This window comes from Coxiella endosymbiont of Ornithodoros amblus (assembly GCF_019425495.1).
GTDB lineage: Bacteria > Pseudomonadota > Gammaproteobacteria > Coxiellales > Coxiellaceae > Coxiella.
On sequence record NZ_VFIV01000064.1, the window covers coordinates 1 to 7,211 of the forward strand.

Here is a 7,211-nt window from a genome sequence, read left to right on the forward strand (position 1 = left end):
CGTATCTGACAGCGGTGAATTTTTACATGGCTTTCAAAGCAAGCGATTCCATATTTATAATGTGATAATGTGATATTAAAGAAGGTCTTTGACATGGCGGTTTGGGTGTTTGACTAAAAGGTTTTTTTCTCTAACGACTTCATTGTGAAAACCTGCTCCACCCTACTTGCATCGCTCCAACAAGCCCTGCTATTTTAACAACAAAAGAGAAATTACCATGTCAAAATTTTTACATCGTTTATGGGAAGGAATGATGCCAATTGTGGGCATGATCATTTTCGTTATTCTTTTTATCGTTGGGATATTTATTTTTTCCTATCTTCTAATCGTCGCTGCCGTTATTGTATTAATACTTTTTATCATCGCCTTTATTCAGGTAAAAGTAGCACAACGTAAACGACCAAAAAACCACCCTTCTGGTAGAATCATTGAGCACAATAACGATAGAAAGAATAAATCTTGATTATAAAAGCGCCAATGGCTCGTTGAACTCTTGCTGTAAGCCTTGAGCTACCCCTTTATGGGTTATTTTTCCGCAATAGACATTGAGACCGTTCAGAAAATGAGGGTCATCTAAAAAAGTTTGGCGGTAACCTTTATCCGCCAATGCGATTACGTAAGGCAATGTTGCGTTATTAAGTGCCAATGTAGAAGTTCTCGGGACTGCGCCCGGCATATTCGTTACACAATAATGGACAATCCCGTCAATTACGTAAGTTGGTTTCTTATGCGTAGTCGATTTACTGGTTTCAAAGCAGCCTCCTTGGTCGATGGCGACGTCCACCATAACCGATCCTGGGCGCATTTTTTTCAAAACATCTTGGCCTACCAGTTTCGGCGCTGAATGACCTGGAACCAAAACAGCACCGACGACGAGGTCGGCATCGATAACGTAATATTCAATGCTGCTTTCAGTAGAATACGCCGTATTTAATCGCCCGCCAAATTGGAAATCGAGTTCTTGTAAGCGGCGTAAGGACTTGTCTAAGACAGTCACTTGCGTTTTTTTCCCCATGGCCATTCGCACTGCATTACTTCCTACCACGCCACCGCCAATAACTGTCACTTTCCCCGCATAAACGCCTGGAACACCGCCTAAGAGGATACCGCTTCCTCCTTCAGATTTTTCCAAACAGTGAGCCCCTGCCTGGATAGCTAAGCGACCCGCTACTTGGCTCATGGGAGAAAGGAGGGGAAGCCCACCCTCGTTGTCAGTCACCGTTTCATAAGCAATGGCAATACAACCGGATTTTATTAATGCCTGCGCTTGTTGAGGATCTGGCGCTAAATGTAAGTAAGCAAATAAAATTTGCCCTTCACGAATCAACGCATATTCGCTTGGTTGCGGCTCTTTTACTTTGACAACCATCTCAGCCTGGTAAGCTTCTTCAGGCGTATCAACAATTTTCGCGCCTGCAGCAAGATAAGTTTCATCAGTGAAATTGATTGCATTCCCTGCATCGCGCTCCACAATGACTTGGTGACCATGGAGAACGAGCTCACGAACGCTGTAAGGAGTTAATCCGACTCGGTATTCTTCTATTTTTAATTCTCTTGGAATGCCTATTAACATCTTTTTCTCCGAAACTTAAAAACCTCCCTCAATAACCTATTTCCTGAAGTGCTTCTTCCCATTGTACGAGTATTTTGTTTAAGTCCCCCACCAACCCATAATCCGCAACTTGAAAAATGGGAGCCTCGGGGTCTTTGTTGATGGCTACAATAATTTTACTATTCCTCATCCCAGCCAGATGTTGAACAGCTCCCGATATGCCAATGGCAAAATAGAGTTTAGGTGCGACGACTTGACCGGTTTGCCCTACTTGGCAATCATTAGGGGCAAGGCCGGCGTCTACCGCTGCTCGAGAAGCTCCCATGGCGGCTCCCATCCGCTCTGCAATTCTTATTAACCGCTCAAAATTCTCTTTACTTTGCAACCCTCGTCCTCCGGAAATAACGATTTCAGCCGACGATAATTCGGGACGGTATTGCCCTTGGCGTTCTTCATTAACAAAAACTGAATGCAGATTTTCGACTGTAAATTGAATTTCACGAATTGGCGCGGAATAATCCGCCAAAGCAGCTGGATTAAATGCAGTGCTTCTTACCGTGATGATCTGCTTTTTATCTTTCGATTGAACGGTAGCAATCGCATTGCCGGCATAAATAGGGCGGCAGTATGTTTTTTCATTGACAATTTTAATGACATCACTGATTTGCGAAGCGCCTAATTTCGCCGCCGCACGGGGGAGAATATTTTTTCCAAAGGTTGTCGCAGGAGCCATGACATAATTAAATTCAGAGGAACAATGCAGAACTAACGGAGCAATGCTTTCTGCTAAAAAATGCTCATAAATTTTGTCATCTGTTAATAAGATAGCGTCGATCCCTTCTAATTTCGTGAGTTTTTCTGCCACAGCTTGGCAATGGTAGCCGGCCACTAAAATAGAGATTGGCTGCTTCAATTCACGCGCAGCCGTAATTGTGCATAATGTCGACAAGCGCACTTCTTGATTATCGTGCTCAGCTAGAACTAATACACTCATGCCAAAACTTTATCCTTTTGTTTTAATAAGTTCAATAATTCATTAATATTATTTATTTTAATACCAGGCGCCCTTTGGGGCGGGCTTTCGATTTTAAGCATTGTAAGATGAGGTGTTAACGTTACCCCAAGCTCTTCTGGCGTTAAAATAGTTAGCGGCCTGTTTTTGGCTTTCATAATGTTCGGCAAAGTGAGATAACGCGGTTTGTTTAATCGTAAATCGGCAGTAATTACCGCGGGCAATTGAAGAAGCAGTGTCTCTAACCCCGTATCTACTTCACGCGCAATGCGCAATTGATCGCCTTCGATATCACATTTAGAAACGAACGTCCCCTGCCCCCAATCCAAGAGTGCTGCCAATGTCTGGCCTGCTTGATTGCAATCGTCATCAATAGCTTGCTTACCTAAAATAACGAGAGTTGGCGATTCTTTTTCAATTAATACTTTAAGTAAGTGAGCGACATGAATCGGTTCTTGCGCTTGATCTGTTTTTATCAATAGGGCTCGATCAGCCCCCATAGCCAGTGCATTGAGTAGTATCTCGCGGCAAGGCTCAAGGCCAATGGAAACGACAATCACTTCGGAAGCCAATCCTTTCTCTTTAATGCGGATGGCTTCTTCTAGTGCAATTTCATCGAACGGATTCATTGACATTTTTATTTGATCCGTTTCAATACCTGAGCCATCGGCTTTTACACGGATTTTAACTTTAAAATCAACGACCCTTTTTACGCCAACAAGAATTTTCACTTAAAAATTTCCTCAAAAAAAAGTTTCATTTCAAGCCAAGAACGTTTGTCCGCAATGGGATTATAGACAGTTCCGAAATCAGGATCATTTGCGGAAGGGTTAGTAAAAGCATGCATCGTGTTGCTAAAGACGTGTATTTGCCAATCAACTTTTGCCTTTGTCATCTCTTTTTCAAATTCAAAAACGGCCTCGGGTGGAACCATTGGATCGTCGTGCCCATGTAAAGCTAGTATTTTTGCCGGTATTGTTTCGCTTGGCAAATTATCAACGGGCTTCAATAATCCATGGAAACTCACTACCCCTTTTAAATCCGCGCCGATTCGCGCCAGATCGAGCACGCAAAGTCCCCCAAAACAATAACCCATAGCTGCTATTTTATTTTCATCAGCAACAGCTAAGGTTTTTGCTGTTTCTAAAGCAACTAGCAAACGGCGGTGAAGCATTTTTCGATCGTCCATAAAAGGTTCCATTAACCGGCCGTTTTCTTCCTTACTCGCGCCCAACACACCTTTCCCATAAATGTCCATTGCAAAACCGACATAGCTCAATTCCGCTAGCTGCCGAGCTTTTTCTTCAACAAACTCATCTCGACCCGCCCAAGCGTGCGCAATTAAAACTAGCGGCCGTTTTTCTTTTTTGGTTTTATCGTAGGCGACGTAAGCTTGCAAGACGGAATCTCCGTCTCGATAATCAATTGTTTCAGTGTACATACAAAACCTCCCTTTGATTGGGAGTAGATAGTACACCGCTTTTAGATGAGCTACAAATAACAACTTCTCTCACGAGAGAACGCGCAGGACAGTGCTTTCTTCTCACAATTAAATGGCTTAAGCTCTTAGTTCATGGAAAAAATTTTTCAACGAGAATCATTAGAATTTGACGCCTTGATCGTAGGCGCAGGGCCGGCAGGTTTGAGCGCGGCGATTCGACTAGCTCAAAAAAACCGTTCGCTTTCCATTGCCGTTCTTGAAAAAGGCGCCTCCGTTGGAGCTCATATTTTATCTGGGGCCATTTTAGAACCTCGTGCTTTAAACGAGCTCATTCCTGATTGGAGTAAACACAATGCCCCCGTTCATGTGCCTGTTCAAGAAGACCAATTTTATTTACTCACTGCGAAAAAGTCTTTTCGTTTACCAACCCCAATTACCATGAGAAACTCTGGAAATTATATCATTAGCTTAGGACGATTTTGTCAATGGTTAGGCGAACAAGGGGAAAGTTTTGGGGTTAATGTTTTTCCCGGATTTGCAGCTGCTGAAGTTCTTTTCAACCCAGATGGAGCTGTAATTGGCGTACAAACAGGAGATATGGGGTTAGACAAAGAAGGCCGACCGACCGACAGCTACCAACCCGGACTTAATTTATATGCGAAACAAACTTTATTTGCTGAGGGATGCCGAGGTTCACTGACGGAAGAACTGATCCGTCATTTCAACTTGCGAAAAAATTCAGACCCACAAATTTATGGAATTGGAATAAAAGAATTATGGAAAATTTCTCCTGAAAAACATAAAAATGGACTCGTCCTCCACACTGTCGGTTGGCCATTGAATTCCAAAACCTATGGTGGTTCTTTTGTTTATCATTATGAAGATAATCTTTTGGCCATTGGCCTTGTTGTTGGGCTGGATTATCAAAACCCTTACCTTGACCCTTTTAAAGAGTTTCAACGTTTTAAAACCCACCCACTCATTCGTCACTTACTTGAGGATGGCGAATGCATTGGCTACGGAGCGCGCGCTTTAAACGAAGGGGGTTTTCAATCCGTCCCCGCGCTTACTTTTCCCGGTGGAATGCTCATCGGGTGTTCTGCAGGATTTTTAAACGTAGGTAAAATAAAAGGTTCTCATACCGCTATGAAATCGGGTATGCTCGCAGCAGAAACGCTTTTGCAAATAAAGACTTTAGAACCGGCCCAAGAATTAAAAAATTATTCTACTGCTCTTAAGCGCTCATGGGTTTACAAGGAATTAAATCGCGTTCGCAATCTCCGACCCTCTTTTCGAAAAGGGTTATGGCTGGGATTGTTGTATTCCGCTTTTGACCAATTTATTTTGCGCGGAAAAGCGCCGTGGACTTTTCACCACAAACCTGATTATCGCGCTTTAAAACCCGCAAAAAGCTGCCCCAAAATTGCCTATTCCAAACCGGACGGTAAATTGACTTTTGATAAATTAACACAACTCTATTTAACCGGGACGCAACATCGCGAAAATGAGCCCTGCCATCTATGGGTCAAAAATCAAAAAATAGAAATGGATGTCACCATCCCCATCTATGCCGCTCCTGAACAGCGCTATTGTCCTGCTAATGTTTATAAACTTATTGAAAAAAATGGAAAACCCTGTTTGCATATTAATGCTTCTAACTGCATTCATTGCAAAACTTGCGATATTAAAGATCCTTCACAAAATATTTGCTGGCTGGTGCCCGAAGGTAGCGACGGACCGAATTATTCTAACTTATGAAATCCCATCTCCCGTAAATGCTTTATTGCCGCTGTGTATTGATTAAGGTACCTGAGTGGAGAATAACATCGTCTGTATAATAATAGAGAGTTAGTAAATAATGACTATGGTGGGTGGAAATACATGTTGGAAAATCAGGAGTGATTGAGTCATTTTTTACTTTTGATTTTCAAAACGCTCCAGTGTTCGCAAGCGCTGCTCTAAATACTCAATTTTATCTAGCAAATCGAGTGCAATGGCGATCCCTGGCATATTGATTTCTAAATCGCGATAAAAACTCGCCGCAATTTTCGCCCGCTTTAGGCAAACATTATCAAACTCCCAAGAAGTCGGCGAACTTCCCTCCGGTTCGATTAAATGATGTTCAACCATTTCAATAATGATTTCACGTCGAAGGTGTACGGCTTGTGAAAGTTCATCTATTTTAAGTGGCGACGATCGCTCGATAATAATACCTTTTATAATTTGTTTTGTCATGATTGCCTCAATAATTCTTTACGCGGATCAAATGACATTTGTTCTGCCATTTGCTGATACAATTCTTTTTGTTGATCGTTTTTGGGTTCAGGAATGTAAATTTTTATCAATACATATTGATCTCCCGGCGTTCCTCCGGGAAGTCCTCGACCTTTGATGCGTAGCTTTTGTCCGGTTTGAAATCCTGGAGGAAGTGTGAGATCGACAGAGCCGCCTAAAGTGGGGATTGAAACTTTAACGCCCAGCGCCGCTTCCCATGGCGTGACCGGCAAATTTAAATACACATCTTTTCCCTCGACAGTAAAAAGAGAATGAGGCGCTAAATGGATTTCTAAATATAGATCACCATTGGGTGCACCGCTAATCCCTGGAAATCCCTGACCTTGCAAACGAATCTGTTGACCCTCCGTGACGCCAGCAGGAATCTTTACTCGAAGTTGACGGGTTTTGGAAGTTACTTGTCCCGTTTGATAATCAACAATGGGTTCTTGTAAAGTAAATAGACGCGTTGAACCATTAAAAGCTTCTTCCAAACTAACCGTTATTCGACTGTGTTGATCCTTGCCACGCTGTTTGAATTCTTCTCTTATCCATTGCGTTTCTTGTCCTAGACCACCAAATAACGATTGAAAAAAATCACTAAAGCCTTCTCGAAATTCGGGCCGAACTCTCTCACTACTAGGACGAGATTCCCAACCTGGTGGCGGTGTAAATCCTTGTCCCTGTTTCCACCCTGAACCTATGGCATCGTAAGCTTTGCGTTTTTCGACGTCTTTGAGAACTTCGTAAGCTTCTTTAACTTGCTTGAATTTTTCTTCGGCATTAGGTTCGTTGCTGACGTCAGGATGATATTTGCGTGCTAGTTTTCGATAACTTTTTTTAATTTCATCTGCCGTCGCATCACGCGAGGCACCTAGAATTTTATAATAATCTTGATATTCCATGGTGTTAAATGATAGCGAACTTATGGA

At 42.5% G+C, this 7,211-nt stretch carries 8 protein-coding genes; 2 read left to right on the forward strand and 6 right to left on the reverse strand.

The features are described from left to right. Positions 1–166 precede the first annotated feature (166 nt). On the forward strand, positions 167–463 hold the full coding sequence (locus tag FIV31_RS06800; RefSeq protein WP_280124248.1) for a hypothetical protein: 297 nt from the start codon (positions 167–169) through the stop codon (positions 461–463). Here the strand turns inward: FIV31_RS06800 and ald are convergent, their stop codons facing one another. The 4 genes from ald to FIV31_RS06820 are packed head-to-tail and all read right to left on the reverse strand — an operon-like array spanning position 464 to position 4,005. Continuing rightward, complete coding sequence (ald, locus tag FIV31_RS06805; RefSeq protein WP_280124249.1) at positions 464–1,573, reverse strand: alanine dehydrogenase; 1,110 nt, start codon at positions 1,571–1,573, stop codon at positions 464–466. Between the two features lie 28 nt (positions 1,574–1,601). Next, positions 1,602–2,546, reverse strand: a complete 945-nt coding sequence (locus FIV31_RS06810; protein WP_280124250.1) for an electron transfer flavoprotein subunit alpha/FixB family protein — start codon at positions 2,544–2,546, stop codon at positions 1,602–1,604. Beyond that, the gene (locus FIV31_RS06815) at positions 2,543–3,295 is read right to left on the reverse strand and encodes an electron transfer flavoprotein subunit beta/FixA family protein (protein WP_280124251.1); all 753 of its coding nucleotides are present in this window, start codon (positions 3,293–3,295) and stop codon (positions 2,543–2,545) included. Before FIV31_RS06815 ends, FIV31_RS06810 begins: the two co-directional genes overlap by 4 nt. Then, positions 3,292–4,005: a dienelactone hydrolase family protein gene (locus tag FIV31_RS06820; RefSeq protein WP_280124252.1), complete on the reverse strand. Its 714-nt coding sequence runs from the start codon at positions 4,003–4,005 to the stop codon at positions 3,292–3,294. Before FIV31_RS06820 ends, FIV31_RS06815 begins: the two co-directional genes overlap by 4 nt. A gap of 132 nt (positions 4,006–4,137) precedes the next feature. Here FIV31_RS06820 and FIV31_RS06825 point away from each other — a divergent pair, with 132 nt between their 5' ends. Continuing rightward, on the forward strand, positions 4,138–5,763 hold the full coding sequence (locus tag FIV31_RS06825; protein WP_280124253.1) for an electron transfer flavoprotein-ubiquinone oxidoreductase: 1,626 nt from the start codon (positions 4,138–4,140) through the stop codon (positions 5,761–5,763). A 156-nt stretch (positions 5,764–5,919) separates the two neighbouring features. Here the strand turns inward: FIV31_RS06825 and FIV31_RS06830 are convergent, their stop codons facing one another. Next, entirely contained in the window at positions 5,920–6,240 is a 321-nt protein-coding gene (locus FIV31_RS06830) for a chaperone modulator CbpM (protein WP_280124254.1), read from the reverse strand. Beyond that, positions 6,237–7,184: a DnaJ C-terminal domain-containing protein gene (locus FIV31_RS06835; RefSeq protein WP_341873976.1), complete on the reverse strand. Its 948-nt coding sequence runs from the start codon at positions 7,182–7,184 to the stop codon at positions 6,237–6,239. Before FIV31_RS06835 ends, FIV31_RS06830 begins: the two co-directional genes overlap by 4 nt. Positions 7,185–7,211: the final 27 nt, after the last annotated feature.